A 24,814-nucleotide genomic window follows, 5' to 3' on the forward strand; every position below is an offset into this window, starting at 1 on the left:
GCAGATTCGATACTAATGTCGCCTGAAGCCATTCCAGTCAACTCCCTGTCACGTCATATCGAACCCTTGAAGGATGCACTCGCGGCAGCGGCGACCGAGGTGGTTGGCAGTGGCTATTTTGTCCTGGGTCCGAATGTCCGATCGTTCGAGTCCGCCTTTGCCAATTACTGCGGGGTGGATCACTGTATCAGCGTTGCCAACGGTACCGATGCGCTGGAACTGTCACTTCGCGCTTTGGGAGTAACCGCACAGGACCGCGTTGCGGTAATTGCGAATGCAGCGATGTACGGCACATCGGCGGTGCTGGCGTGTGGCGCGGAACCGGTCTTCGTCGACATCGTCGAGGGTACAGCGACCATGGACCCGGCGCTGCTGGAAGCTGTACTGGTCACTGGCGGCATCAAGGCCGTCATCCTCACCCACATTTACGGCCAACTGGCTGACGTCGAAGCCATTTCGGCGCTTTGCAAAGCCCATGGCGTGGGCCTGGTGGAAGACTGCGCCCAGGCCCATGGCGCACGCAACGCGAACGGTCTGGCGGGCTCGTTCGGTGACATCGCCAGTTTCAGCTTCTACCCGACCAAGAACCTTGGCGCCCTAGGCGATGGCGGTGCCGTAGTCACCCGCCGCGCCGACCTGGCCGAGCGCGTCCGCATGCTGCGTCAGTACGGCTGGACACAGAAGTACACCAACGGATTGGCCGGCGGCCGCAACAGCCGCCTGGATGAAATGCAGGCGAGCATGCTTCTGCTGATGCTTCCGCACTTGGACCAGTGGAACAAGCGCCGCCGGGAAGTTGCGCAGCGCTACAGTTCTGGCATCACCAATCCGAAGATTCGCGTAAACCAAAGCACTGGCGAGTCGTATGTTGCGCACCTTTATGTCGTGCGCAGCGAGGCACGGGCCGCGCTCCAGCAGCACCTTGCCAACTTGGGCGTCCAGACCGACATCCACTACCCGATTCCCGATCATCGCCAGCCGTGCCACAACGGGCGTTTCGCTACCCTGGATCTGCCCGTCACCGAACTGGACTGCGCTGAGGTGATTACTCTTCCCTGCTTCCCGGAGCTGACCGACGTGGAAGTTGATCGCGTGATCGAAGCATGCAACAGCTTCTGATTCCAACGCTGACCGTCGTCGTGCCGGTCTACGGCAACGAAGGGTCAATCGAAAAGTTGATCGCTGCACTGGCGTCCATCAAGTCGAGCGCACAGGTACCATTTGAAGCGGTCTTCGTTGTCGACGGCAGCCCGGATCAAAGCTATGCGCGGCTACGCGAGCAGCTTCCAGCTGCCGGATTTGATTCGCAGTTGATCGCGTTGTCCAGAAACTTCGGCGCGTTCTCGGCTATCCGAGTCGGGCTGGAGCACGCCATGAACTCAATCATCGCGGTCATGGCAGCCGATCTCCAAGAGCCTCCAGAACTGGTGCTTGATCTTTTCAAGGCGCTTGCGGCCGGAGACACGGACATCGCGATGGGAGTGCGGGAGTCGCGGGATGATCCCGGCCTCTCCAAGCTGGCATCGGAAGCATTCTGGGCACTGTATCGGCGCTTCGTCATGCCCGATATCCCGAAGGGTGGCGTGGATATCTTCGCCGTCACCCACTCGATGCGTGACCGGCTGCTTCAATTGAAAGAAAGCAACACGAGCCTGCTCGCTCAACTTTTCTGGCTGGGTGGGCGACGCCAGTTCGTGCCTTACAGACGGCTTCGTCGTGAACACGGGAAGAGTGCCTGGACGCTCAAGAAGAAGCTGCGCTACCTGTCCGACAGCGTCTTTTCCTTTACGGACCTCCCAATTCGACTGCTCATGGGCCTCGGGGTGTTGTCCCTCGGTGCAGGTGTCGGCCTTTCAGTTCTTATTCTTGCTGCGAAGATCTCCGGCCTGGTTGCCGTTCCCGGCTACGCCGGCACGATGGTGGCCATCCTCTTCTTTGGCGCATTGAATTCATTGGGCCTGGGTGTCGTGGGCGCCTATGCTTGGCGCACCTTCGAAAACACCAAGGCACGCCCTCTTTCCATCTTGCAATCTCTGGAAACCTTCACGGAGCGCGACTCATGAACCATTACTGCCATCCCAATTCACTTTGTGAATCTGAGAACATTGGCAAGGGCACCCGAATCTGGGCCTTTGCTCATGTCCTGCCCGGGGCCGTGATCGGCGAGGACTGCAACATCTGCGATGGCGTCTTCGTTGAAGGCAATGTCATTGTAGGTGACCGCGTTACCGTCAAGTGCGGGGTCCAGCTATGGGACGGTGTGAGGCTGGGTAACGACGTGTTCGTCGGCCCCAATGCCACCTTCACGAACGACCGGTTCCCCAGGTCACGCCAGCATCCCGAGGCGTATCCAGAAACCTTCGTAGAGGCTGGCGCGTCCATTGGGGCAAACGCCACGATTCTCCCTGGAATTCGGATAGGCAGCGGCGCCATGGTCGGCGCTGGCGCAGTCATCACCCGCTCGGTACCTCCGAACGCGATTGTCGTGGGCAATCCTGCACGAATCGTCGGATATGTAACCGATAGCCACGCACAGCGTCGTCTACCGCAGGTGGCTATGGACGAAGCCAGAGACAGTTCGGTTACGGGCGTGAAGCTGCATAAGCTCCCTCGTTATCAAGACCTCCGAGGTGCGCTGTCGGTCGGTGAATTCTCTAAGGACCTGCCGTTCGAACCCAAGCGATACTTCCTTGTCTTCGATGTTCCCAGCCAGGAAACCCGCGGCGAACACGCCCATCGGATTTGCCATCAGTTCCTGATCTGCGTAAAAGGCAGCGTCCGGGTGCTCGCAGACGACGGCACCCGCCGCGAAGAGTTCACCTTGGATTCGCCAAGCGTGGGCCTGCACCTGCCCCCCATGATCTGGGGCACCCAATACCAGTACTCCCCTGGCGCCGTTCTGCTGGTCTTTGCGTCCGAGAATTACGACAGCGATGAGTACATCAGGCAGTATGATGAGTTCATCAGCCTGACCGCGGTCGCAGCGAGCTGACATTGCACGCATCGCTTGCAACCATCGCCCGCTTTCTAGCGGGCGGTGCCCTCAACACAGGCAGCACGTTCGTGCTCTACTGGTTGCTGCTGCTCATCATGGACTACCGCATTGCTTATGCGATCAGTTTCGCCTCCGGCATTCTGCTCAGTTATCTGATCAACACCCGGTTTGTCTTCCGTGCACAGCACAGCATGCGCAAGTTGCTGCTGTTTCCGCTGGTTTACCTGATCACCTACCTGGCGGGCGCGATTGTGCTGCACGCTGCGGTGTCTGGATTTGGCGTCAGCAAAACGATTGCGCCACTTCTCTCAATCTGCGCCACCCTGCCGCTGTCGTTCGTCCTGACGAAACTTGTGCTTTCGGCCAAACGCGCTAAGCCTCGTGTCTAGCAGATGGATAGCCAACGCCTAAACAATCTGACTGCAGCCCGCTTCATTGCGGCACTGCTCGTTTACGTCCGCCATGGAGTATACATCCATGCCGAACGACTTCTCCCGGAATTTCGCGTCCAACGGGCATGTAGGTGTTTCGTTCTTCTTCGTTCTGAGCGACTTCGTGCTCGCCGCCTCGAACTTGGAAAAGCTCTCCGGGCTGGGCGTCGGCTCAACGCTTTCGTTCTACTGGAAGCGCTGCGCAAGAATTCTTCCACTCTGGCTGCTCGCGTCGGCTCCATTCATCATCAAAGCCGCGCTGGAGGGTGATCCCCGACTGCGGTCTTACCTTACGTTTACACAAGCCTGGAGTGGGAAGGTCAATGTTTAGTTTGCGCTCTTGGCAGTAGCGTGGACACTCTCGGTGGAACTCTTCTTCTACCTGACCTTTCCATTCATCGCCGCTGTCGTTGCGCCATTTCGTAGCCGATGGCTGGGACCGGCTCTTATCATTGGCGGGTTGCTCATACCAAGTGTCGCGGCGCTGTACTACGAGTTCAAGCCAGAGTTGGCGGCACTTGCATCGTCGAACCCTGACAGCTCTCATCGGTGGCTGGACCGCTCGCCACTGGTCCGGCTAGGCGAGTTCATCGCCGGAATAGGCAGCCTTGTCTTGGTAGCCCGCTACAACCCATGGCGAAACCGCGGGGTCTGGGCGGGAGTGCTGCTGCTCGCCACCACGGCAGCCGTGCTCACCATGGGGTTCCAAGAGAAGAGCCCGTTGATACGGGTCATGCCGTATGCGGCGATCTTCGTGATCGTTGTCGTGGCGCTCGCCCGTTTGGAGCAGCTCGGTGCAGGGATACGGTGGCGCTTCCCTATCCTACTGGGCGAAGCATCATTCGCCTTCTACCTGATACACCAGTACTACTTCAAACTTGTTCTTCAGCCGCCGCTGGTCGAGGCGTTTGGCCTTCAAGTAGCACAGGCGACCGTAATGGTTGCCGCAGTCAGCGCAAGCATTGCCCTTCATCTGTTTATCGAAGTGCAGGCCAGAACTTTGATGCTACGCGTCCTGCGCATCGCGTCGACCATGCCGAAGGCACGCACCGCCCAGGAGCCTGCAAGTAAGTAAGCGGACTCAGAGACAGACGAGGGCACTCCCATCCGTCTGGATTGACACGAACCCACGCTCGGGCCACGCAACTGCATTTGCACAAGCAGCAATGTCCTGCTCAGTGGCCTGCCGGAAGTTCAGCTTGCGACCCGTGGAAAGGGTCATCCGCGCTGGGATCGCGCTGGATACGTAGAAAGCGGAGATGTTCATGTCCATCCACGTCGTGGCAAGGGATACACCATGCGTCCAACGCATCTTGGTATTCACCACCGCGACGGGAGTTTGCTCTCTATAGTCATCAAGCGCCCTCAGGGACGCCAAGATCTGCTCAGCCAGGAATGAGTCAAAGGCGTTCAACTGCCGCTGGTCATTGTGGACTCGATGACCTATCGCAATCGAAGAGATCAGCAAGAGCCCTGCCAGCAGGCAGACCGAGACACGGGTCGCGGAGTTCCTTGCATAAAGGCAGATCCAGAAACACCCGGCGGCGAAGAGCGCCACGAGGCCACCCAGCACTCGAGGAACCGGCCACCAGGTCGCACCGACCATTACGACACCCAAGCCAACCAAAGGTGCCAATATCACCATCGCCAAGGCAACTGGCGTTTCCCTGCGCCAGTTGCGCAGGAGCAACCAGCACACAGTCACCCAGCCACCGATGGCCAACGCCCAAAAGGCGGTGCGGACGGAAGAAGCTGTTTGCACCAGAAGGGGGCGGGTGAGCACCCACTTTGCGAGCTCCGCAATCTCATCGAGCCGGGCACCCAGCTGATCAAGAGGGATCATCTGACCACGTTGATCGACCTGCACACCAAGCATGGAGATGAAGATCTTATTGATGATCAGATATAGAACGACGGCAAGCGCGGTGGTTGCAGTCGCTACCGCCGTCGGTAGATAGTGTCTCCAACGAGGGCCTGCGACGGGTGGAACCTCAACGCACGCCCTCACAAGCCCAACCAGCACCATGATCCCAACATAGTTAAGTACGAGCTGGTACATCGAAAGTGCAAGGATCAACAGCACACAGCCTAACCACCACATGCGCTGCGCGCGGACCGTGATGAACACTGCAGCAATCCCCAGCGCAATCGCCAACAGCGCAGAGAATGACGCCTCGGAGAACGTCAGAATTTCCGCCTGAAAGGGATGCAACACCAACAGCAGCGCAGGAAGACAGACAGCAAAGGCTTTTGTCTCACGAGGCTTGTCGAACGCAGCGAAGAAGAGAGGAGCGGTGAAGGCGAAGCAAGCCAATCCGACACCTTGGAAGAGGGTGGCGAACGTCTCTGGGTCTACACCCAGGCCCTGCATCGCCTGAAATAGCAGAAACTGCCCGAAGCGGCCTTGGCTTACAAACCTTTCCATCGGCGGCCAACCGTCGAGGTTGGAGTAGGAGTCGATGGACAGCCCAGGTGCGATCAGGAAGGGCATACGCGCAAAAATGCAAGCCACCGCCACGGCAGCGCAGATGCCCCATAGGCCACGCATCAGTTCCGACAGCGGAACAGGATCCGTCTCGGACCGCATGGCAAGAACGTATCGCATTCACTACACCCCTGATCTGTAACAACCAATGTGCAGGCATTGATCAGCAGCCTGCAAGCCTCGGGCAGCAGTATACAGATCTGGGTGGACTGTACTGGTCAGCCATCCAAAGCTCCGCTCGACAGGTTGCACTGCCAACGCCATGCATCCTCACAGATCTCTTTGAGCGAGCGGGTAGCCCGCCAATTAAGACGCGCCTCTGCCACGGATGGGTCTGCCCAGGATTCAACGATATCTCCAGCACGCCGCTCTACGATTTCATATGGGACAGCCGAACCGACAACATCACTGAAGGCCTGGATCATCTCCAGTACCGAATAGGGGCGCCCTGAGCCCAAATTAAAGGCCAGCGCGCTGCCAGCGGGACCATCCAATACATGCAACGCCGCTACGTGCGCTGCAGCCAGATCAACCACGTGGATGAAGTCCCTGACTCCCGTGCCGTCCGGCGTTGGGTAGTCCGCACCAAACACTCGTACATGTGATCGGAGACCGGCCGCAGTCTGCGCTATATAGGGCGCAAGATTGTTGGGAAGACCACGTGGCAACTCCCCGATCATGCCACTCGGATGCGCACCCACAGGATTGAAGTACCGTAGCAGGATGGCGCTCAATTTACTGTTCGGGGCTTCCACGCAGTCGCGAATAACCCATTCGGAAGCAAGTTTTGTGCGCCCATAAGGCGTCGGCGGCCGTAAAGGAGCTGTCTCCGGAACAGGGCATTTTTCGGGCTCGCCATAGATAGTCGCTGATGAGCTGAAAACAAGCCTGTTGCAACCCGCATCTTCCATCGCCGAGAGCAGTGAGATGGTTCCCTCAACATTGACTCTGTAGTAATCCAGCGGCATTGAGATGCTTTCGCCAACAGATTTCAATGCGGCAAAATGGATCACGGCGTCTGGACGAGTCTCCATCAAAGTGCGCGTGAGCTTCGAACTGTCAAGGACATCCAGTTCGGAGAATGGCACAGGCTTGCCGGCGAGCCGAGCGATACGATCTATTACGCTCCGGTCGCTGTTACGAAAGCTGTCAACAACGTGCACATCATGACCGCGATCGAGTAGCTCGACCACCGTGTGTGAGCCAATGTAACCTGCGCCGCCAGTGACTAGGACCTTCACGTGATGTTCCCACTGTCTGCTGCTTGTCCAACTGCGGAAAGAACAGCACCCTGAGGCGCATTGCCGAGGTACGAGCCGGCGCCCGCCAATTTGGAGGTGAACCCCACCCACTGCCTAGTCTGTCTCAACGTTTCAAGCTGCCTCGACACACGAAGTTCTCGTTCCAGTGGAGACAAGCGCAAGGTTTCCAGTTGTGAAACGAATGCGGCGACATCCTCGTAGTCAGCGACGAGGGATGTTGGCTCGAGAAAGTCTACAATTCCGCCAACCGCGGGCGCACAGATCGGAAGCATGGAAGATGCAGCATCAAAGAGGATCGTAGGCGTTCCCTCCCACGCACTTGTGTGCAGGTAAGCAAAATGACTCCCGCTGGCGACCGCCTCAAGACGCTGGAACTCACCGTGAAGCGTTACGTTCGGCAGCGCGCTGAGCTGCTGAATCACCGAGCTACTGCCAGACATGACCTGCGTGCCGAACACGTCAAATTCGACATGCGGCATGGCCTCTGCGATCTTTGCCAAGATATCAGGGCGCTTCTGGCGATCAAGGCGTCCCGCCCAGAGAACACGTCGCGCCCCTTCCTCTGACCTGCCCTTTGAGCCCAAAGGCGCTACGTTGCCATCATAAGGGAATGGCAGGACAGTAAAGCACCTCTGCGGAATCCCAAGATCTTCGCTCCATATCCTCGGATACTGCGAGTTGTCGCTGAAGATGGTATTGAACGCAGCATGACAGTCGCGCAGGTAGTCACGCGCATAACCGACCGGCAACATCCTCTCGCTGTAGTCATCACAGAACAACGAAGCGTAAAGAGCCGAGTGCTGACGCAATGCCATTCCATAGTGACGCACCGCCTCCCACCCGACCCGCGAGTTGACAATATGGATGACGTGCGGGCGCTGCTGAACAAGCAGACGCACCAACACGCGCACCTGATCGTCTAGGGACAAATGCCCCACGATATTTCCAAGGGAAATGTACACTGCAGACGACGGCAAGCGCGACGCCCATGGTGAATCTCCAGGCTCAGTGCCGATCACCAGCAGCCGGTTACGACCCTCCGATTCAAGTATGGCCTGCGCATGGTAAAGAATTCCGCGATCAGCACCGCCCTGCTTGAGCCATGGAACCACCAGCACATGGGTGAAACTCGCACCATTCAGATGCATGAGCAGTTCTGCATAGGCCATACCTGCCGCCGGCAACGATGGCACGGAGTAGAACTGATACCGATCCAGAACCTCTCCGGGAGGAACCAGATCCGGATCAAGGCTTCCTATTGCGTAGATCTCATCCTGCAACCATTCCGGCATCGTCGGCACACTAGAGGCGTTATGCACAGGGCGTGCCTCCGCAGCCCCAGCGGACGTAGGTTGACGCAGCATCGCTGCTTTGAGCGTGCGCTTGATCTTGCCGAGGGTTCGACAAAGAGCTCCCAGTACGCGACGGATTACGCTCATTCTTTGCCCGCCGCACAGTTTGGTTCAAAGTAGGCTGTCTTTGGAATCACTGTTCTCATCGCATGGCTCGCCTGATTGAGGGATCCAGAAACCTTTCGCCTGTAGAAATAAGCGCTGTGCGGCGCAATCCCGTGCACAACACCGCGCGCTATTGTCTCGCAGTTCCAGTACCAGTCCTCGTACCCGAAGCCGGTGATGCTGGGATAGCATGCCACGTAGGGAATCTCTTCGAACATGCGCCGGGTTGAGAAAGCCGCACTGATCCAGGGATTGACCGAGAGCATTGACGCGGCGTCGAAGTAGGGGCCCTGCTGATCCGGCTGCCAATTGAAGGCGTTATACATCCCGAAACTGAGAACGAGTTCTGGATGCAGAATGAAGCGCCCCCCCCGCTGAGCTGCGGCCTCTAGATGGCTGACAAAGTACTCCCGCGAAATCAGGTCATCACCGTCGAGCGTACACACGTAGTCGCCGGCCGCATGGGCTACCCCGACGTTTCGTGCCAAAGCCAAGTCAGCGACATTGGTTTCAACGATGCATTCGGATCCATCGAGGCAGCTATGGCCCTTTACGTAGCTGCTTGTAGCTTCGTCAGCATTGTCCAGAACGAGAACCAGCTGTACATGCCAGCCAGCCTTCCGCGCCACAGCGCGGGAGAGCACGTACGACCGCAACGCTGTGTGTGCAAGCAGGCCTTCCTTGTGAAAGGTGACGATCGCACTCAAATGAGGGTTTGGCATCGGGAGTCCATAAAAGTGTTCAGGTGGTCGCGACTAGCGCCAATCCATTCGGTCCGGCCTCATGGAGAGCTACGCATCAGGTTGTGGAATAGTACTTGCGTATGACTCTCTTGTAATAATCCCCGCTGAAACCCATGCCGATCTCGTTTGCGGCCCTGGCGCAGTCAACCGTGTCAATCATGAATGGAGTTCCCTTGTCGAGCAGACAGTAGTTTCCCGGCCTGCCTAGCGAGTCCTCCATGGCTTGAACTAGGGACAACATGGGGGTTGACGTTGGCGCGGCAATGGACATTACCTTGGGATATCTTTCATCGTTCCGAATGACATGAGTGGCCAGCGCGCAGACATCATCGATATCAATAAGGTTGCGCTCCGCGTTTCTCCAAACCTCGAAGTACTCCCCACTGGAAATCCGCGCACTTAGAAAGTTGGTCAGCGTCCCTGGGTTTCCACCCTGCCCCACCACCTGGGGCAAGCGCAGGACGCGCCCGCGTGGATCTGCGATGACCAGACTCTCCATCCGCCGCTTGTGAAGGAGATAGGGGCTCTCGGTCTCGTTCGGGTTACCCACTGCGCAGCTGCCAAAGTACACAACTCGGGCAACATCGGTTGCCATTACATTTTGCAACAGCAGCTCCTCGCGCTCGAACTGCGCCGGGTCCTGCTCCCTCGAATTCGATACGCCAGCAGCCAGGATGCACACTTGTCGGTCATCCTGCCAGGCGGGAGCAAACGCAGTTGCGACCATTCCACGACCAATGATCATGCCCGGTCGTTCCCGGCGTAGCCTTCAATCGAACGAATGGCGGCGCGAAAATCCTCCCAACTGCGTCCACTCGAAAGGGCGCGATACTGGCGGGCCCTCCGCAACCTTCTTGTTTGAGGCTCGGAAATCAGGGACCGCAGACGCTGAACATGAGCGCCCACATCATCAGATTCATCAACCAGCCAGTCTCTTTCTATCAAATCAACGACACCGCCTACGGCGGGCGCAACGATTGGCAAACCAGCGGCAGCTGCGTCGAGCAGAATTGTGGGCATCCCTTCCCAGGACGACGTAAAGAGATAGGCAGCATGATCTGATCGCACGATCCCATCAAAACGTGCAAAGGGACCGTGCAACGTCACGTTGGACAGGGCCCCCAACTGTTCCATGGCGGGGTGCGGAGGTCCAAGGACAGACACACCGTGAACATCGAACATTACGTCAGGCATCGCGTTAGCAACTGCAAGCAGAACGTCAGGCCGCTTCTGCCGATCAAACCGCCCGGCCCACAGGACGCGTGGGGATGCCGGCAGATCGAACTGATCTACTTTTTCTAAGACTCCACGATCGTATGGGAACTTCAAGATTGTGAAAAGTTCGCCTGGAACGCCAATCTCTCTGGACCACCGCTTTGGATACACGGAGTTGTCGCAAAAGACCTTGGTCAGGTGCGGGTAGCAGGGCCGCAGAAAGCGGCGTGCGTATCCCACGGGAACCATGTTCTCATCATGATCGTCACAGAACAACGACGCGTATATCCGCGAACGTTGCCGCAGCGCAAGGCCGTACCTCTTGATTGATTCCCAAGCAGTTCGCGAGTTGATGTTGTGCACGACCTGCGGCTTCAGCTGTACCAGCAAGCGAGTCATCAGTTGCACTTGCCCCTCTATACCCATCGAACCCGTAATCTTTCCGAACTCAACAACTCTCACACCCGCGGGCACGCGGTGAGCCCAGGCGGATTCTCCACTCTCGGTCAGAAGAACCAGAATATCGCGTGCCGGCATGGTCTCGGACCACGCTTCAAGGTGATAAAGCGCACCCCGATCAGCACCACCGTGGACCAGCCATGGCAGGATCATTACGTGTGTGTACGGGTTCTCGCCCACCTCAGACACCAGCTGACGATAGATCTCGCCGGGCTGGGCTATGACGGGAATCCCATAGTGTTGATAGTGGTCTGGAGCGCCACGATCAGACAGCAGCCCCGGTTCCACACTTGCCAGCGCCACCATCTCCTCCCGCAGCCACGACGGCATCTCCGGCTGCTCGTGCGATACCGCAGCAGCTACTCCTTCCAGCCTCCTCGAAAACCAGGCAAGGATGCGCCCCAATTCGGAACGTGGGTCGCGGATCAGTCGACGAACGCTTACCCGTCGGGCAAGCGCGAAAAAACGCCTTATCATCGCAGCCCTCCGAATCCAAAAAGATCGCTTGGGGGCATCACCACCCCTATGGAATTACTCACTGAGTTTACGGAACCGAATTCCTTGAGCCTGTAGAAGTAAGCCGTTTCAGGTACAACTCTATGCTCGAGCCCCGCAGCGACAGTTGCACAGCTCCAGTGCCAGTCTTCGTATCCGAAGCCAGTCTGCCGCGGGAAACACGCCACATAGGGAATTTCAGCGAACACTTCGCGACGTGCAAACACCGCACTTACCCAAGGGTTGACGGAAAGCAGCATGTCTTTCGAGAATGGCATGACGCCCTGATCAACCTGCCAGCTGAAAATGTTATTGGCACCGAAGCTGACAACAATCTCGGAATGAAGAATGACTCGCTCATTCGACGCCCTCGCAAACTCTACGTGCCTCACGAGGTAATCTCGGCTGATCAGGTCGTCACCGTCAAGCGTGCACACGAAGGTTCCATGGGCATGAGAAATCCCTGCGTTCCTTGCTAGCGCAGCATCTCCCAACGAAACCTCCAGAATGGCCTCATTACCTTGCAGATCCGGGTGAGCTCGAATGATGTTCACGGTTTCGGAATCAGTACTGTCCAGCACCAGCACCATCTCGGTAGCGATGCCCGCCCGGACGGCGAGCTCCCTAGCGTGCATATAGCTTCTCAGAGACGCATGCGCGAGTATTCCTTCGCGGTGGAAGGTTATTACAACACTCAAATCATATTTCATGGGAGCAGCTTCCTACTAAGCACCCAAGCAGCTGACTCTGGGTAATCCGCGCGAAACAGCTGACAACTAGCTGCGCGATGCTGTGCACGCCGAATTCGCTTTCGCAGCCTGGAGCGATGACGGGGGTCATTCTGGCAACCATCGTGTCACGTTCTCCCAAGCAGCGCGGCAAGAGTGCGTAGCGCTGCACGAACCAATGGTTTGAACGGTAGACGATTGAAAGCATTCGCTAGCTGGGACATTTCCTCCGCCATAGCCTCCACCGGAAGCTGACTACGCGATGCACCGGACATAACGGCGTCGGCAGCTGCGCTGAGCTGTCGGGCCGCGCCAATCAACTGCTGGTTATTATTCAGCAATTGCTGGTGCTCGCTAGATAGTCGATCGTACTCAGACTGCAGGGTATTCATCTGTTGAGTGAGGGCCGACTTCTCGACAACGGCATGCCTATGCGCCAACCGGAAAGCGGCTTGTGCCCCTTCGATCTCGACAGTCAGCGTCGCGACCGCCTGTTCACGACGGGAAAGCTCTTCGCTCAGCTCATGGTACTGTCCATCCAGCCAGTCCTTTGCCTCCTGCAACTTGCTCTGCCAAAGATGCCCGCGGTGTAGCTCAGCGCGCGCTTCCAACAACTGCCGACCCAAGGAGCGATTGCTCCACTGCCATGCCACGCCGGGGCGAAGCGGTGTTTCGGCGGTCAGTCGCAATGCGGATGCCAGACAGCCTGCCTCGTCCATGACAGCAGAGAATTCGGGCATGGCGAAGACCTCTGGTGCATCCCAATCGCCAACAACGGCAGACCAATCCGGCTGTGACGCTAGACGCCGCGCTTCGTTCAGACCGCGCGCCCAAGCCTGCCGGGCTGTAGAATGGGCGCCCCGGGCGAAATGTATCCAACCGAGCCGCACTGCGGCGGCGGTGGTTTTTGTACCCAGCAGCGGGCTGAACTTCAGGACGTCGAAGGCGAGAACCTTCGCGTACAACTCGGCTGCCTGATGAAGATCACCGTCGGATTGATGCAAGGCTGCGGCAGCGAAAGCCAGCGACACCTGCCACCGTAGTACAGTCGGGTTGGCGGCAGCTGAGTCGATGTATTGGCGAGCGGCAGCGAGGAGCTCGGCCCGACCATTGCCCTCCAGTGCCACCGAGTCATAAAGGAGCACGCAGACCGCTGCACCGTAATCGGCAGAATCTACCGGAGTCTCATGCATCACCTTGCGCGCTATCGTTCGCCGCAGCGCTGCCGATTCCAGCCGCAGACCGACCGCCACAATCAGGCGTACTACACTGGCATCAAGATAGTCGCGCTGGAAGGCGATGATGTTGGGCGCCTTCAGCGACGGATCCCGCGCAATCCCTGGACCATCCAGCTTTACGGCCATCAACACCAGGGCGTCTGCCGCACGGGTGCCATCGGAAGCGATATTGAGCCGGCCAGCGGTGTCGCGCGACACTTCGACGAACTGCTCAGGACCCGGAGCACGCGTCAGACACTGCCACCATGCACGGTCAACAACCAGTCCTGATTGCTCCAGCAGTGCGCGCAGGTCGTGCTGGAGCTCATCCAGCCCTGACTGTAGCGGTACAGTTACTACGAAACGGCCACTGCGGACCAGAGACGCATTCGCAGATTGGACCTTCTGCGACCAATCCGTGCCGTCAGGACTGAGCTGGGTTACCACCATGTCGATGGTCCTGGGCGCCGGCTGACACTGGATACCGAGCCACTCGACACCCACCTCGCCTGCTGCATGAGGCTTGTCGTCAGCCACCCCCAGCCAGCCGCAGCGCGACTGCTGCAGAAGGATGCGCCACATATCCCCCTCTGCCAGATCCATGGCCAGCACAGCATCCCCAGGACGCACCAGTGCCGCCGCCAGACCGTAGTAACTGGCGCGCATCATCGAAGATGGATCGGTCACGCTCACCCCCGAGCGAGCGAAGACCCGGACAGTTATGTCGTTCGGTGCGCGCGGCAAGGCGAATGCCGCAGCGTGCTGCTGCCAGCCGAGACCGGCCGCCTGTGCGCCCCACATCTCGGCCTCCTGCGCGGCGCCGACCGGTGCTACAAGGACCACTATGACGGCGTACGGAGGCAGGAGGCGGCTGCAATCCTCGCTGCTGTGGACCCAAGCAATGACCATCTCCGCCGCCACATCGCCAGAGGTGATCGTTTCAGCTCGGGTCAGCTCACACCCGGCTGCCAACAGCGGCGCACGCAAATGCGCCAACGCTTCACCAATGAGCTGTACGCGGCAGGGCCCGGACGCACGAAGACAGTAATCTGCCAGCTCAGCCGCAAGCATCGGGGTCAACAGCGGGATCGCAGTAGTGGACGGAGACGGGTCGGTCATCTCTGATATCACGCACCGCTGTTCGGAGGCGGCATAGTCGTCGTGCTGAGGCGCTGCACCTCAGCGGTCAACGCATGATATTGGCCGTCGAGCCATAGGCGAGCCGCTTCAAGCTCACTGGTGTAGCGTTCCAGTTCGACAATTCGCTGCAAGTGCTCGTGGAACTTGCCATCCAGCCACGCTTTTGCCTCGATCATCTGGCGTACGTCACGCGCTCCCATATTGATCTGCTCGGCACCTTCAATCGGACCAGACACCACGGCTCGATCATCCACATCATCCAGCAATACCGGGGCGACACCGAGAATCTCAGCCAAGACGGTGGCATGCGCCTGTAGGCGCAACTTCAGCGCGGCAGGCCGCGTATCGATGTTGGCCGCGAGCTGACAACCAGCAAGATGCAGCAATCCAGCAGCATCGGCCTCGATGGGCAGCATGGGCAACGCTTCGCGCGCGTTGATCTGCACGTGCTGCCAATGAGCGCGTGCAGCGTCGATGGAGCCCTCACCAGTCGAAACAATGGCGGCTAGTGCATGCGCACGTGCACGTAGCAACGGATCGGTGGCACTGAACTGCGCTTCCAGATGCGTCTGGACATCCGAGCGTCGCCCGTCCGAGAGAAGCGCGCGTGCCTGCGCAAGCGGATCTTCTTCGGCCCGCGGCGGCGCGTCGGCTTTACGCGCCAGCACCAGCAACCATTCACCATCGCATGCTGGACCTGCGGCGGGGTCGATCTCCAGCATAGAGCGCGCCGACAAGTGGCGCTTCTGGCCGCCACCTGCATCCTGCAGCCACGCCTTCTCAATCACAAAACCATGCCGCTGGAACTGCGCAACCAGGCGCGGCCAGTCATACACATGAAAATGGAACGGGTTGGGATCTTCACCGGTTTCGTCGGACCAGTCGTTGGGCACGCTCGCATATAGGCGTCCCTGCGGCGACAGCACGCGATGCAGCTCGGCCAGCAACAGGTCCGGTTGAGGCAGGTGCTCCAGTGTCTCGACCGAAACAGCAAAATCAGCAGAGCCGTCATCCATCCCGGACAGGTTCTGGGCATCGCCAACGACGAAGTTCATCGGGGTCGGCGACACCGAAGCGAAATTGAGGTTGGCATAATCCACCGCATATTCGCTGGCATCCAGCCCCGTGAAAGAAGCAGCGAGACTGCTGTGAGCCAACTGATAAGACCCGTAGCCTAGACCGCAGGCCACATCGATGACCCGATCGCCCGCCCGAATGAATCGTGCTGCCTGGGCATACCGCGTCATGTGCGCGTCGGAACGACGACCCGGCTCGCGCGTCATGTCGGTATGCAGGTCGCGCTCTTCCTCCAGCGCTCTGAGCGGATACACTGCCAACGCCTGCTCGGGAACGCGTTCGAAGGCGATCATCAGCAAGCCGGTCACGCGGTCCAGCTCACCGTACGGGGCCACCCGCTCATTGAGCGGATGCTTGCGCCATTCGCCTCTGATGACAGCGGCTTCCCATGTGGCACGGCTTCCACTGCCTGCCGCCTCACCCGCAATGACAAAGCACACCGGTCCCTCGGCTTCGGCCAGCAGCGGTGCGAGCCGGTCACCTGCCTGTGCGGCATCGACCCGCTCCAGTATGACGACGGTCGCCACGGCCGGGCGACCGGCGACATCTCCTTGAATTGCCACACCCGATTGGCGCAGCGCACGCAACATTGCCGGAGCGGAATCTCCGAGCAAAGCCACCGGCCCCTCGGGCAGCCAGCTCAGCAGGCGAGCTACAGCCACGCGTAGGGCAGCAGGAGAGAGGGCGGAGTGGGCGGCGATCGAGTTCATATCCATTGCACGGATTTCCTGATTCATTCGGCTTCAAAGACTTCCGCGCGCATACGAAGGTCACTGACGCCACCAAAGGTGTATTCCTTCTGGCGCATGCCCACTTGGAAGAATGCAGCTTCATCCCGCCAGTGCAGCATGCGCTGCGCACCACCAAAGCGCTCCAGCTCTTCCGATACCGAAACCTGGACTTCGTAGAAGTTCACGCCCAGCGCGCAGTCGAACTCAAACCTTACGACGAACGGCCGGTCGGCCCGGAACGTGGTACCCCACACGCCAGCGTGATCCCTGCCCTCTTCTGCCCACTCGCGCACGTCTTGGTTCAGCGTACCCCATGAGTAAAGCTTGACACCTTCCTTGTTACGCAGCCGGATATTCACGTTGAGCTTGTCCATGTCACGGGTCGGGCGCGAGGTGACTTCGATCACGACCCGTTCGCGAGGCAGGAAGTAGGCGCACTCCTCACCTTCTGCGTCGAGTATCCGAACCAGTTCGACCACGCAGTCGAAGTCTCCGAAGGACAACTTGTCGCTACGAGCCCCCAAGATGGGCGAGCCCTCATGCTCGACTTCCTCGACCGACCCTTCAACCGCCGCCTGTACCTCGATGATCTTCTGCGCATGCTTCAGGTGCTGGGCGCTGATCGAGGCGTAATAGTCACGCTCGTCCTCGTGCAACTGTTTGCGATACTCAAGTACCACGTCCGAAGACGGGCCAGCCGCGCGCGCGGTGCCGTCGCGCAGCAGGATGGAGTGGTCAGTCAGGGTGCGGATCGATTCCTGGTCGTGCGACACAAGCAGCAGCGTGCAGCCGTTCGCGCGCAGTGCTTCCATCTGCTGGAAGCAGCGCTTCTGGAACAGCGCGTCGCCGACCGCCAATGCCTCGTCCACGATCAAGATATCCGGCTCGACCTGAGTCTGCACCGCGAAGGCCAAGCGCAGCATCATGCCGCTTGAGTAGGTGCGCACCGGCTGGTCGATGAAGTCACCAATGTCAGCGAAGGCGGCAATGGCGTCGAAACGCTGCAGTACCTCGCGCTCGGTCAAGCCTAGAATCATGCCGTTGAGAACAACGTTCTCGCGCCCGGTGAAATCGGGATTGAAACCACTGCCCAACTCCAGCAGCGCTGCAATGCGGCCATTCACCTGAGCTTTTCCGGTGGTGGGGGCCAACGTGCCGGCAATGATCTGCAGCAGAGTCGACTTGCCCGACCCGTTGCGGCCGATGATGCCAACGGCATCACCGCGCTTGACCTTCAAGCTGACGTCGCGCAGCGCCCAGAACTCCCGCCCACGTTGCCGCGAAGACCAGGTGCCAGCCCCCGGGACCACTCGTCCAAGGCGCGGCAATAGCATCTGCAGCAGACGATCAGATGGTTTCTCGAAAATGTTGAATACCTTGCTGACATTCTCGATATCGATGACCAGATCTTCAGACGACATCGGCAAAAGCCCTCCGGGTGCGCTGGAACCACCAGTAGCCAAAGAAGAAGGTGGCCAGTGACCAGCCTACTGCCCAGCTGTACAGCCCCCAATGGGGCAAAGCTCCTGTAACGATCAACGCTCGGGTCTGCTCGACGTAAATCGCCAGCGGACTAAGGCGCATCCACTTGCCGATGTATTCCGGAAAGATGATCGAGGGATACAGCACCGGCGTCAGATACTGAAGCACCCGGGCCAACAACCCTGCAATCTGGTCAACATCGCGGAAGAAGACGCCAAGGGATGCGAACAGATATGTGACGCCCATCGTCAACGCCAGCATCGGCAGGATCAGAATCGGCAACAACACGATCTGCCAATGCAGGCCAAAGCTGCTGAAGATCAGAAACCCGACCAATGCCACACACGCGACACCGGCGTTGTACAACGAAGAGAGCACCACCACTGGCGGCAGCACCTCAAGCGGGAACACCACCTTCTTGACGAGATTCGGATTACTGAGCACCGCGCTGGGCGCGCGAGTCAACGATTCAGCGAAGAAGTTGTAAACGATCAGCCCGATAAAGAGCAGAACTGCGTAATCGACTTTGGTATTGGTCTCAATGCCCTTCCACTTGGCATTGAAGATGGTCGAAAAGATGATCGTGTAGATGGCCAGCATGATCAGCGGCACCAGCACGCCCCACAGCGCACCCAGCAGCGAATCCTTGTACTTCTTCTTGATGTCGCGCCCAGTCAGGCTGAGCATCAACTCGACGCGCTGCCCCATCATGCCTCAGCGGCCTCCAATGCCCTTTCCAGATCCACCTGCAGATCCCCCAGCTCCTCCACACCCACGCTCAGCCGCACCAGCGCATCGCTGATGCCCAGCTGCTCGCGTCGTGCCACCGGGATCGAGGCATGGGTCATCACCGCCGGGTGGTTGACCAGGCTTTCCACTCCGCCCAGCGACTCGGCCAGGGTGAACAGCTCGGTCGTTTCGCAGAAACGCTTGGCCGCCTCGAAACCGCCCTTCAGCACGATCGAGACGATGCCACCAGGGCCCTTCATCTGGCGGGTGGCCAGTTCATGCTGCGGATGCGAAGGCAACCCCGGGTAGATCACCTTTTCCACCGCCGGGTGCGTTTCCAGCCACTTGGCCAGGGCCAGTGCATTGGCGCAGTGCGCCTTCATGCGCAGCGGCAGGGTCTTCAGGCCACGCAGGGCCAGGAAGCTGTCGAACGGGCCCTGCACGCCACCCACCGAGTTCTGCAGGAAGGCCATCTGCTCGGCCAGCGGAGCGTCATCGCCTACGACCACCACGCCCCCCACCATGTCCGAATGGCCGTTGAGGTACTTGGTGGCCGAGTGCAGGACCAGATCGGCCCCCAGAAGCAGCGGGCGCTGCAGCATCGGCGAAGCGAAGGTGTTGTCCACCACCACGATCAGGCCATGGCGCTTGGCGATGGTGGCCACCGCGGCGATGTCCACGATCTTCAGCATCGGGTTGGTCGGGGTCTCGATCCACACCATCTTCGTCTTCGGCGTGATGGCGGCCTCGAACGCAGCCAGATCGGTCAGGTCGACGAAGCTGAAATCCAGCCCGGCGGTGCGGCGGCGCACGCGCTCGAACAGGCGGAAGCTGCCACCGTAGATGTCGTCCATCGCCACCACGTGGCTGCCGGCGTCCAGCAGTTCGATCACGGTGGAGCTGGCGGCCATGCCCGATGCGAACGCAAAGCCACGGGTGCCGCCTTCCAGCGACGCCACGCAACGCTCATAGGCGAAGCGGGTCGGGTTGTGCGTGCGCGAGTACTCGAACCCCTGGTGCTCGCCCGGGCTGGACTGCGCATAGGTCGAGGTCGCGTAGATCGGCGGCATCACGGCGCCGGTGCTCGGGTCGGGCGACTGGCCGCCATGGATGGCCAGCGTGGCCAGGGCCAGCGCGCGGTCGGGTGAGGAGGGGTTGGACATGTGGTTTCCTGAATGGCGCCGACGAACGGCGCCGTCAAAGGAGCGGGAGTCTATCAGCGGCGCCTTAACGGCCTTTGACGCGGATAAACCTGGATTCAGCAGGGATCGGCAGCGATCTGCGGCTTACTGCACGCGACGGCGCAGATAGTTCAGCAGGTCGATGCGGGTGATCAGGCCAAGGAAGGTGCCGCCGTCCATCACGATGGCCACCTGGCCGCGGTCGAACACCGGCAGCAGCGCCTCGATCGGCGATTTCACGTCCAGGCGGTCCAGCTTGCTGACCATGGCCGTGGCCACCGGATCGCGGAAGCGGGTTTCGTCGCCATAGACATGCAGCAGCACGTCGCTTTCATCGACGATGCCGACCAGCTGGTCGCCGTCCATCACCGGCAGCTGCGACACGTCGTACAGCTTCATGCGCTGGTAGGCGGTGGTCAGCAGGTCGTTCGGGCCAATCACGACGGTGTCGCGCTGGCCATACGGACGCAGGATCAGGTCGCGCAGATCGCCATGCTGCGGGCGCTCCAGGAAGCCGTTGTCCAGCATCCAGTAGTCGTTGTACATCTTGGACAGGTACTTGTTGCCGGTATCGGGCACCAGCACCAGCACCTTCTTCGGCGTGGTCTGTTCGCGGCAGTACTTCAGGCCGGCGGCCAGCAGGGTACCGGTGGACGAACCGCCCAGGATGCCTTCCTTGCCCAGCAGCTCGCGGGCGGTATGGAAGCTCTCGGCGTCGGTGATGGCGTAGGCCTTCTTGACCCGGCTGAAGTCCGAAATCGATGGCAGGAAGTCCTCGCCGATGCCTTCCACCAGCCAGCTGCCCGACTTGTCGTTCAGGTTGCCGTCGTTGATGTACTCGGCCAGGATCGAGCCGACCGGATCGGCCAGCACCAGCTCGGTCTTCGGCGACAGCTTGGCGAAGGCGCGCGACAGGCCGGTCATGGTGCCCGAGCTGCCGCAGCCGAACACGATGGCGTCCAGATCGCCGCCCATCTGCTCGAGGATCTCCGGGCCGGTGCCGAACTCATGCGCCGCCGGGTTGTCCGGGTTGCCGAACTGGTTGATGAAGTACGCACCCGGGGTCTGGTCGGCGATGGTCTTGGCCAGGTCCTGATAGTACTCCGGGTGGCCCTTGGCCACGTCCGAACGGGTCAGGCGCACTTCGGCACCCATCGCCTTCAGGTTGAAGATCTTCTCGCGGCTCATCTTGTCGGGCACGACCAGGATCAGCTTGTAGCCTTTCTGCTGCGCGACCAGGGCCAGGCCCAGGCCGGTGTTGCCGGCGGTGCCTTCAACCAGGGTGGCGCCGGGCTTCAGATCGCCGCGCTTTTCCGCTGCCTCGATCATCGACAGGCCGATGCGATCCTTGATCGATCCGCCCGGGTTGGCGCTTTCGAGCTTCAGGTAGAGCTCGCAGACACCGGTATCCAGGCGCTGGGCCTTGACGATCGGGGTCTGGCCGATGAGTTCGAGGACGGAAGAATGGATGGGCATTCGGAAACTTCGCTTCGCGCCGCACTGGGCCGGACAGATGATTATCCGACGGATGGCCGCGAAAGTCAGGAGCCGCGTCCATGGAACCGCGCCCACGCTCGGCCGGGCCTTCTGTAGAGCCGAGCCCACGCTCGGCTGGGCTTCTGTAGAGCCGAGCCCACGCTCGGCTGGGCTTCTGTAGAGCCGAGCCCACGCTCGGCTGACGCCCCCCAGGGGATGCGGACGGCCCCGGATCGACGAGGAGACCGGTACCGCCCGCATCGGTGGACGGGCAGGAATTCAGATGACTGCCTGCAGTTGCCTGCGGGCCAAGGCACCACTGCCTGTGGTGCCTTGGCGCGGCCGCCGTTACCGGCGTTGCCGCGTGGCCAGGGCTGGCGCGCTGGCCGGGGCCTTCGGTGGCCGGCTCACGCCGTTCCGGGCGTGGGCAGGTGCGTCAGTGCGTGGGGGACGTCGTTGGGAGCGGTGTTTCGTACATACGCATGAGGCGTTGCTTGGCCAGCAGCTTCTCGCGCTTCATGCGGCCCAGGGTGACATCATCGATCGGGAGTACACCCAGCTCCGCGTCCATGCACTTCTTGTTCAATTTCCGGTGCTGGTCATGGAGTGCCCGGAACTCCGGATCACGCGCGCGACGGGCGTCGATCTCGCTCTGGGGCTGATCTTCAAACATGATGGACCTCCTTCGACAGATACACGAACGCCCCGGCCGCAAGGCACGGGGCGTTGTTCATGGAGGAGCGCCGGTGGATGACCACATGGGTGCCCACAACGACCTGCGGCACTGGCCTGCGCACGTCGGTCTGCTGTGGTTCGCGCCCTGCTTGCATCGGCCCGGCCCTCCCATCGTCCGGTCCGCGGCATTGCGTCCCGGACGATTGACCCTACGCCTGCTCAGGGCGGGGTACAAGACCCCCGCGACAAAAAGACCGAACCCCGCCGGGGCGGGGTTCAGGCTGAATGCTCAGCACAACGAAAAACAAACAATATCAAGCAATTACGGAGCGATGATGACCTCGACCGAGCGGGCCTTGGTGGACGCGGCCTTCTTGCCCGCCACCTGGATCCGGCTGCTCGCGACACCGGCCGACACCAGGGCATCACGCAGGGCTTCGGCGCGCTTCTGGCCGACGCCGTTGGCGCTGTCATAGGCCTCGATGCGGACCCGGCCCTTCTTGCCGATGTTCAGGTACTCGGCCAGCGCCTTGGCCTGGTTTTTGGCGCCACCGGACAGGCTGGCCGCACCGGCGGCATAGGCATCGCCGCCCAGGGTGAAGACCTCGCCGCGGCCATCGAACTTCGACCCCGGCAGCTTCTGTCCGGACACCAGCTCGGCTTCCTCGCGGGCCAGCTTGGCCGCGTTCTGCTGGGCCGAGCTGAGACGCTGCTGCTGCTTGCCGGCCACGCTGGTCAGGGCGTTCTCGGCATCCTGGCGGGCCAGGGTCTCGGCTTCGGCGGCCTGGCGCAGGCGCTCGGCCTCCTCGGCCTGCATCTGCGCCTGCATGCGCAGCTGTTCGGCCTCCTGGCGGGCGCGGGCGGCGTCGCGGCGGCTGGCTTCGATCAGCAGGTCGCTGCGGGTGCGTTCCAGGCGGTCGACCTCACGGGCGGCCAGGGCGGCACGCACGCTGGTTTCGGCAATCTCGACCCGGCGCTCGGCCAGGTAGGTGGCCAGTTCCTGGTCGCGGCGCTTGGCCTTGTCCAGGCTGGCGATGGCCTGCTGGGCCTGCATGCGCTCGAATGCGGCCAGCTCGGCGGTGTCGGGGTTGGCCTGGATCGCCATCAGACGCTGGGTCAACTGGCCCACCATCGGGTTGTCGGCAGCCACGGCCAGGCCCGGCAGGGCCAGGGCGCAGGCCAGGGTCAGCGCGGAAATCGACTTCATCGGCGGTCCTCCCCGGTCGACAGCTGGCGCTGCAGCTGGTTCACCTCGTTGCGGCGCAGCTGCAGCTGGGCCGTGGCGGTGGCTTCCTCGCTGCGGGCACGGGCCAGGTCCGCATCGGCAGCGGCGCGCAGGGCCAGCGCCGGGGCGTTCTTGCGCTCGCGGCGGTCGCCGGCGGCGCGCTGGGCCTGCTCCAGGCCCTGCCGGGCCAGGCCGATCAGGTCCGGGGCGTACTGGTCGGCATCGGCCTGGGTGGCCTTGTCCACCGCCTGGCGGGCCTGGGCCAGTTCCAGCGCGCCATCCTGCGCCCAGACGGGGGCAGAGAGTGCGAATGCAAACGCCATCACATACAGGCTGTGGCGCATTCGTGCGAAGCTAAGTCGTTTCATTGGGGAGGCCGTACCGGTTGTCGGTTCACGGCCATTGTCGTCAAGCCGACACCGTGCTTGCAACGGGCGCCGGCAGTTTCGTTGGGGAAAATTCGCAATGGATATCGGCTACTTCCTGAAGCTGATGACCGAAAAGAACGCTTCGGACATGTTCTTGACCACCGGTGCGCCGGTGTACATCAAGATCGAGGGCAAGCTGTACCCGCTGGGCAATACCGGCCTGCCGCCGGGCATGGTCAAGAAAATCGCCTACTCGCTGATGGACGAGGGCCAGGTGCCGCAGTTCGAGCGCGAGCTGGAACTGAACATGGCCATCGCCCTGGCCGACGCGGGGCGCTTCCGCGTCAACGTGTTCAAGCAGCGGGGCGAAGTCGGCATGGTCATCCGTGCCATCCGCAGCCGGATTCCCAGCATCGAAGAGCTGAACCTGCCGCAGGTGCTGAAGGACGTCATCATGACCCCGCGTGGGCTGGTGCTGGTGGTGGGGTCCACCGGCTCGGGCAAGTCCACCTCGCTGGCGTCGATGATCGACCACCGCAACAGCACCACCACCGGTCACATCCTCACCATCGAGGACCCGATCGAGTACCTGCACAAGCACAAGATGTCGATCGTCAACCAGCGCGAGGTCGGCCTGGACACCCATGCCTTCCACAACGCGCTGAAGAATGCGATGCGTGAGGCGCCGGACGTGATCCTGATCGGCGAGATCCTGGATGCCGAGACGATGGAGGCAGCCATCGCCTTCGCCGAGACCGGCCACCTGTGCCTGGCCACCCTGCACTCCAACAACGCCGACCAGACCATCGAGCGCATCCTCAACTTCTTCCCGGAAAGCGCGCACAAGAACGTGCTGATGAACCTGGCGCTGAACCTGCGTGCGGTGATCAGCCAGCGTCTGGTGAAGAACAAGGAGGGCCGTCGCCTGCCGGCCACCGAGGTGCTGATCAACACCCCGATGATCCGCGACCTGCTGCGTCGCGGCCAGGTGCACGAGATCAAGGCCGCGATGGAGGCCTCGCTGGAAGAAGGCATGGAAAGCTTCGACCAGTGCCTGTTCCGCCTGGCCAAGAACGGGGTGATCGACCAGGAGGAAGCGCTGCGCGCCGCCGACTCGCGAGATGGCCTGGCCCTGAAGTTCCGCCTGTCCGAAGGCAGCAGTGGCGAGCACGATCCGTACGCGGATTTCTCCTCGGCCACCCAGCCCAGCATCACCCACGGGTTCTGATCCTGAAGGGTTCAG

23 protein-coding genes are annotated in these 24,814 nt (G+C 60.7%); 7 read left to right on the forward strand and 16 right to left on the reverse strand.

What is annotated here, in order from left to right; all coding sequences use genetic code 11:
* The first annotated feature begins 15 nt into the window (after positions 1 to 15).
* From ACM2ZB_RS12315 to ACM2ZB_RS12340, 6 genes are all read left to right on the forward strand, one after another.
* Entirely contained in the window at positions 16 to 1,119 is a 1,104-nt protein-coding gene (locus tag ACM2ZB_RS12315; protein WP_416055636.1) for a DegT/DnrJ/EryC1/StrS family aminotransferase, read from the forward strand.
* Positions 1,104 to 2,063, forward strand: a complete 960-nt coding sequence (locus ACM2ZB_RS12320) for a glycosyltransferase family 2 protein (protein ID WP_416055637.1) — start codon at positions 1,104 to 1,106, stop codon at positions 2,061 to 2,063. Before ACM2ZB_RS12315 ends, ACM2ZB_RS12320 begins: the two co-directional genes overlap by 16 nt.
* A complete protein-coding gene (locus ACM2ZB_RS12325) occupies positions 2,060 to 2,992 on the forward strand; it encodes a WxcM-like domain-containing protein (RefSeq protein ID WP_416055638.1) in 933 nt (310 codons plus the stop codon). The genes ACM2ZB_RS12320 and ACM2ZB_RS12325 overlap by 4 nt, the downstream gene beginning before the upstream one ends.
* A 2-nt stretch (positions 2,993 to 2,994) precedes the next feature.
* Entirely contained in the window at positions 2,995 to 3,384 is a 390-nt protein-coding gene (locus ACM2ZB_RS12330; protein WP_416055639.1) for a GtrA family protein, read from the forward strand.
* 88 nt (positions 3,385 to 3,472) lie between these two features.
* Complete coding sequence (locus ACM2ZB_RS12335) at positions 3,473 to 3,757, forward strand: hypothetical protein (RefSeq protein ID WP_416055640.1); 285 nt, start codon at positions 3,473 to 3,475, stop codon at positions 3,755 to 3,757.
* A 33-nt stretch (positions 3,758 to 3,790) separates the two neighbouring features.
* Positions 3,791 to 4,501 carry an acyltransferase family protein gene (locus ACM2ZB_RS12340; RefSeq protein WP_416055641.1) on the forward strand — a complete coding sequence of 237 codons (711 nt, stop codon included), beginning with the start codon at positions 3,791 to 3,793 and terminating at the stop codon, positions 4,499 to 4,501.
* Between the two features lie 6 nt (positions 4,502 to 4,507).
* On the opposite strand, the gene ACM2ZB_RS12345 is transcribed toward ACM2ZB_RS12340, so the two are convergent.
* The 16 genes from ACM2ZB_RS12345 to ACM2ZB_RS12420 form a co-directional block, all read right to left on the reverse strand.
* A complete protein-coding gene (locus tag ACM2ZB_RS12345) occupies positions 4,508 to 6,031 on the reverse strand; it encodes a glucosyltransferase domain-containing protein (RefSeq protein WP_416055642.1) in 1,524 nt (507 codons plus the stop codon).
* 98 nt (positions 6,032 to 6,129) lie between these two features.
* On the reverse strand, positions 6,130 to 7,152 hold the full coding sequence (galE, locus tag ACM2ZB_RS12350) for a UDP-glucose 4-epimerase GalE (protein ID WP_416055643.1): 1,023 nt from the start codon (positions 7,150 to 7,152) through the stop codon (positions 6,130 to 6,132).
* A complete protein-coding gene (locus ACM2ZB_RS12355; protein ID WP_416055644.1) occupies positions 7,149 to 8,612 on the reverse strand; it encodes a glycosyltransferase in 1,464 nt (487 codons plus the stop codon). The genes galE and ACM2ZB_RS12355 overlap by 4 nt, the downstream gene beginning before the upstream one ends.
* Entirely contained in the window at positions 8,609 to 9,352 is a 744-nt protein-coding gene (locus ACM2ZB_RS12360) for a glycosyltransferase (RefSeq protein WP_416055645.1), read from the reverse strand. The genes ACM2ZB_RS12355 and ACM2ZB_RS12360 overlap by 4 nt, the downstream gene beginning before the upstream one ends.
* Before the next feature lie 76 nt (positions 9,353 to 9,428).
* Positions 9,429 to 10,118 carry an NAD-dependent epimerase/dehydratase family protein gene (locus tag ACM2ZB_RS12365; protein ID WP_416055646.1) on the reverse strand — a complete coding sequence of 230 codons (690 nt, stop codon included), beginning with the start codon at positions 10,116 to 10,118 and terminating at the stop codon, positions 9,429 to 9,431.
* Positions 10,115 to 11,377, reverse strand: a complete 1,263-nt coding sequence (locus ACM2ZB_RS12370; RefSeq protein WP_416055647.1) for a glycosyltransferase family 4 protein — start codon at positions 11,375 to 11,377, stop codon at positions 10,115 to 10,117. The genes ACM2ZB_RS12365 and ACM2ZB_RS12370 overlap by 4 nt, the downstream gene beginning before the upstream one ends.
* Positions 11,378 to 11,520: 143 nt before the next feature.
* Positions 11,521 to 12,252 (reverse strand): glycosyltransferase family 2 protein, encoded by a 732-nt coding sequence (locus tag ACM2ZB_RS12375; protein ID WP_416055648.1) that lies wholly within the window; start codon positions 12,250 to 12,252, stop codon positions 11,521 to 11,523.
* Positions 12,253 to 12,398: 146 nt separating this feature from the next.
* Entirely contained in the window at positions 12,399 to 14,606 is a 2,208-nt protein-coding gene (locus ACM2ZB_RS12380) for a hypothetical protein (RefSeq protein ID WP_416055649.1), read from the reverse strand.
* Positions 14,607 to 14,614: 8 nt separating this feature from the next.
* A complete protein-coding gene (locus tag ACM2ZB_RS12385) occupies positions 14,615 to 16,441 on the reverse strand; it encodes a class I SAM-dependent methyltransferase (protein WP_416055650.1) in 1,827 nt (608 codons plus the stop codon).
* Positions 16,438 to 17,856, reverse strand: coding sequence for an ABC transporter ATP-binding protein (locus ACM2ZB_RS12390; protein WP_416055651.1), 1,419 nt, complete (start codon positions 17,854 to 17,856; stop codon positions 16,438 to 16,440). Before ACM2ZB_RS12390 ends, ACM2ZB_RS12385 begins: the two co-directional genes overlap by 4 nt.
* The gene (locus ACM2ZB_RS12395) at positions 17,846 to 18,628 is read right to left on the reverse strand and encodes an ABC transporter permease (protein ID WP_416055652.1); all 783 of its coding nucleotides are present in this window, start codon (positions 18,626 to 18,628) and stop codon (positions 17,846 to 17,848) included. The genes ACM2ZB_RS12390 and ACM2ZB_RS12395 overlap by 11 nt, the downstream gene beginning before the upstream one ends.
* On the reverse strand, positions 18,625 to 19,809 hold the full coding sequence (locus ACM2ZB_RS12400) for a cystathionine gamma-synthase (protein WP_416055653.1): 1,185 nt from the start codon (positions 19,807 to 19,809) through the stop codon (positions 18,625 to 18,627). The genes ACM2ZB_RS12395 and ACM2ZB_RS12400 overlap by 4 nt, the downstream gene beginning before the upstream one ends.
* 123 nt (positions 19,810 to 19,932) lie before the next feature.
* Entirely contained in the window at positions 19,933 to 21,303 is a 1,371-nt protein-coding gene (locus ACM2ZB_RS12405; RefSeq protein ID WP_416055654.1) for a pyridoxal-phosphate dependent enzyme, read from the reverse strand.
* A gap of 436 nt (positions 21,304 to 21,739) precedes the next feature.
* Positions 21,740 to 21,976 (reverse strand): YdcH family protein, encoded by a 237-nt coding sequence (locus ACM2ZB_RS12410; protein ID WP_313439038.1) that lies wholly within the window; start codon positions 21,974 to 21,976, stop codon positions 21,740 to 21,742.
* Between the two features lie 324 nt (positions 21,977 to 22,300).
* Positions 22,301 to 23,185, reverse strand: coding sequence for a hypothetical protein (locus ACM2ZB_RS12415; protein WP_416055655.1), 885 nt, complete (start codon positions 23,183 to 23,185; stop codon positions 22,301 to 22,303).
* The gene (locus ACM2ZB_RS12420) at positions 23,182 to 23,547 is read right to left on the reverse strand and encodes a DUF4398 domain-containing protein (RefSeq protein ID WP_313439044.1); all 366 of its coding nucleotides are present in this window, start codon (positions 23,545 to 23,547) and stop codon (positions 23,182 to 23,184) included. The genes ACM2ZB_RS12415 and ACM2ZB_RS12420 overlap by 4 nt, the downstream gene beginning before the upstream one ends.
* 121 nt (positions 23,548 to 23,668) lie before the next feature.
* Here ACM2ZB_RS12420 and ACM2ZB_RS12425 point away from each other — a divergent pair, with 121 nt between their 5' ends.
* Positions 23,669 to 24,799: a PilT/PilU family type 4a pilus ATPase gene (locus ACM2ZB_RS12425; protein ID WP_313439047.1), complete on the forward strand. Its 1,131-nt coding sequence runs from the start codon at positions 23,669 to 23,671 to the stop codon at positions 24,797 to 24,799.
* Positions 24,800 to 24,814: the final 15 nt, after the last annotated feature.

It is taken from the genome of Stenotrophomonas maltophilia (assembly GCF_047782825.1).
Lineage (GTDB): Bacteria > Pseudomonadota > Gammaproteobacteria > Xanthomonadales > Xanthomonadaceae > Stenotrophomonas.

Coding starts and splice junctions, on each gene's coding strand:
- ACM2ZB_RS12315 (WP_416055636.1), top strand. CDS start 16: ATGTCGCCTGAAGCCATTCCAGTCAACTCCCTGTCACGTCATATCGAA.
- ACM2ZB_RS12320 (WP_416055637.1), top strand. CDS start 1,104: ATGCAACAGCTTCTGATTCCAACGCTGACCGTCGTCGTGCCGGTCTAC.
- ACM2ZB_RS12325 (WP_416055638.1), top strand. CDS start 2,060: ATGAACCATTACTGCCATCCCAATTCACTTTGTGAATCTGAGAACATT.
- ACM2ZB_RS12335 (WP_416055640.1), top strand. CDS start 3,473: ATGCCGAACGACTTCTCCCGGAATTTCGCGTCCAACGGGCATGTAGGT.
- ACM2ZB_RS12345 (WP_416055642.1), bottom strand. CDS start 6,031: ATGCGATACGTTCTTGCCATGCGGTCCGAGACGGATCCTGTTCCGCTG.
- ACM2ZB_RS12355 (WP_416055644.1), bottom strand. CDS start 8,612: ATGAGCGTAATCCGTCGCGTACTGGGAGCTCTTTGTCGAACCCTCGGC.
- ACM2ZB_RS12360 (WP_416055645.1), bottom strand. CDS start 9,352: ATGCCAAACCCTCATTTGAGTGCGATCGTCACCTTTCACAAGGAAGGC.
- ACM2ZB_RS12365 (WP_416055646.1), bottom strand. CDS start 10,118: ATGATCATTGGTCGTGGAATGGTCGCAACTGCGTTTGCTCCCGCCTGG.
- ACM2ZB_RS12370 (WP_416055647.1), bottom strand. CDS start 11,377: ATGCCGTCGTGGCTGCGGGAGGAGATGGTGGCGCTGGCAAGTGTGGAA.
- ACM2ZB_RS12375 (WP_416055648.1), bottom strand. CDS start 12,252: ATGAAATATGATTTGAGTGTTGTAATAACCTTCCACCGCGAAGGAATA.
- ACM2ZB_RS12380 (WP_416055649.1), bottom strand. CDS start 14,606: ATGACCGACCCGTCTCCGTCCACTACTGCGATCCCGCTGTTGACCCCG.
- ACM2ZB_RS12385 (WP_416055650.1), bottom strand. CDS start 16,441: ATGAATCAGGAAATCCGTGCAATGGATATGAACTCGATCGCCGCCCAC.
- ACM2ZB_RS12390 (WP_416055651.1), bottom strand. CDS start 17,856: ATGTCGTCTGAAGATCTGGTCATCGATATCGAGAATGTCAGCAAGGTA.
- ACM2ZB_RS12395 (WP_416055652.1), bottom strand. CDS start 18,628: ATGATGGGGCAGCGCGTCGAGTTGATGCTCAGCCTGACTGGGCGCGAC.
- ACM2ZB_RS12400 (WP_416055653.1), bottom strand. CDS start 19,809: ATGTCCAACCCCTCCTCACCCGACCGCGCGCTGGCCCTGGCCACGCTG.
- ACM2ZB_RS12405 (WP_416055654.1), bottom strand. CDS start 21,303: ATGCCCATCCATTCTTCCGTCCTCGAACTCATCGGCCAGACCCCGATC.
- ACM2ZB_RS12410 (WP_313439038.1), bottom strand. CDS start 21,976: ATGTTTGAAGATCAGCCCCAGAGCGAGATCGACGCCCGTCGCGCGCGT.
- ACM2ZB_RS12415 (WP_416055655.1), bottom strand. CDS start 23,185: ATGAAGTCGATTTCCGCGCTGACCCTGGCCTGCGCCCTGGCCCTGCCG.
- ACM2ZB_RS12420 (WP_313439044.1), bottom strand. CDS start 23,547: ATGCGCCACAGCCTGTATGTGATGGCGTTTGCATTCGCACTCTCTGCC.
- ACM2ZB_RS12425 (WP_313439047.1), top strand. CDS start 23,669: ATGGATATCGGCTACTTCCTGAAGCTGATGACCGAAAAGAACGCTTCG.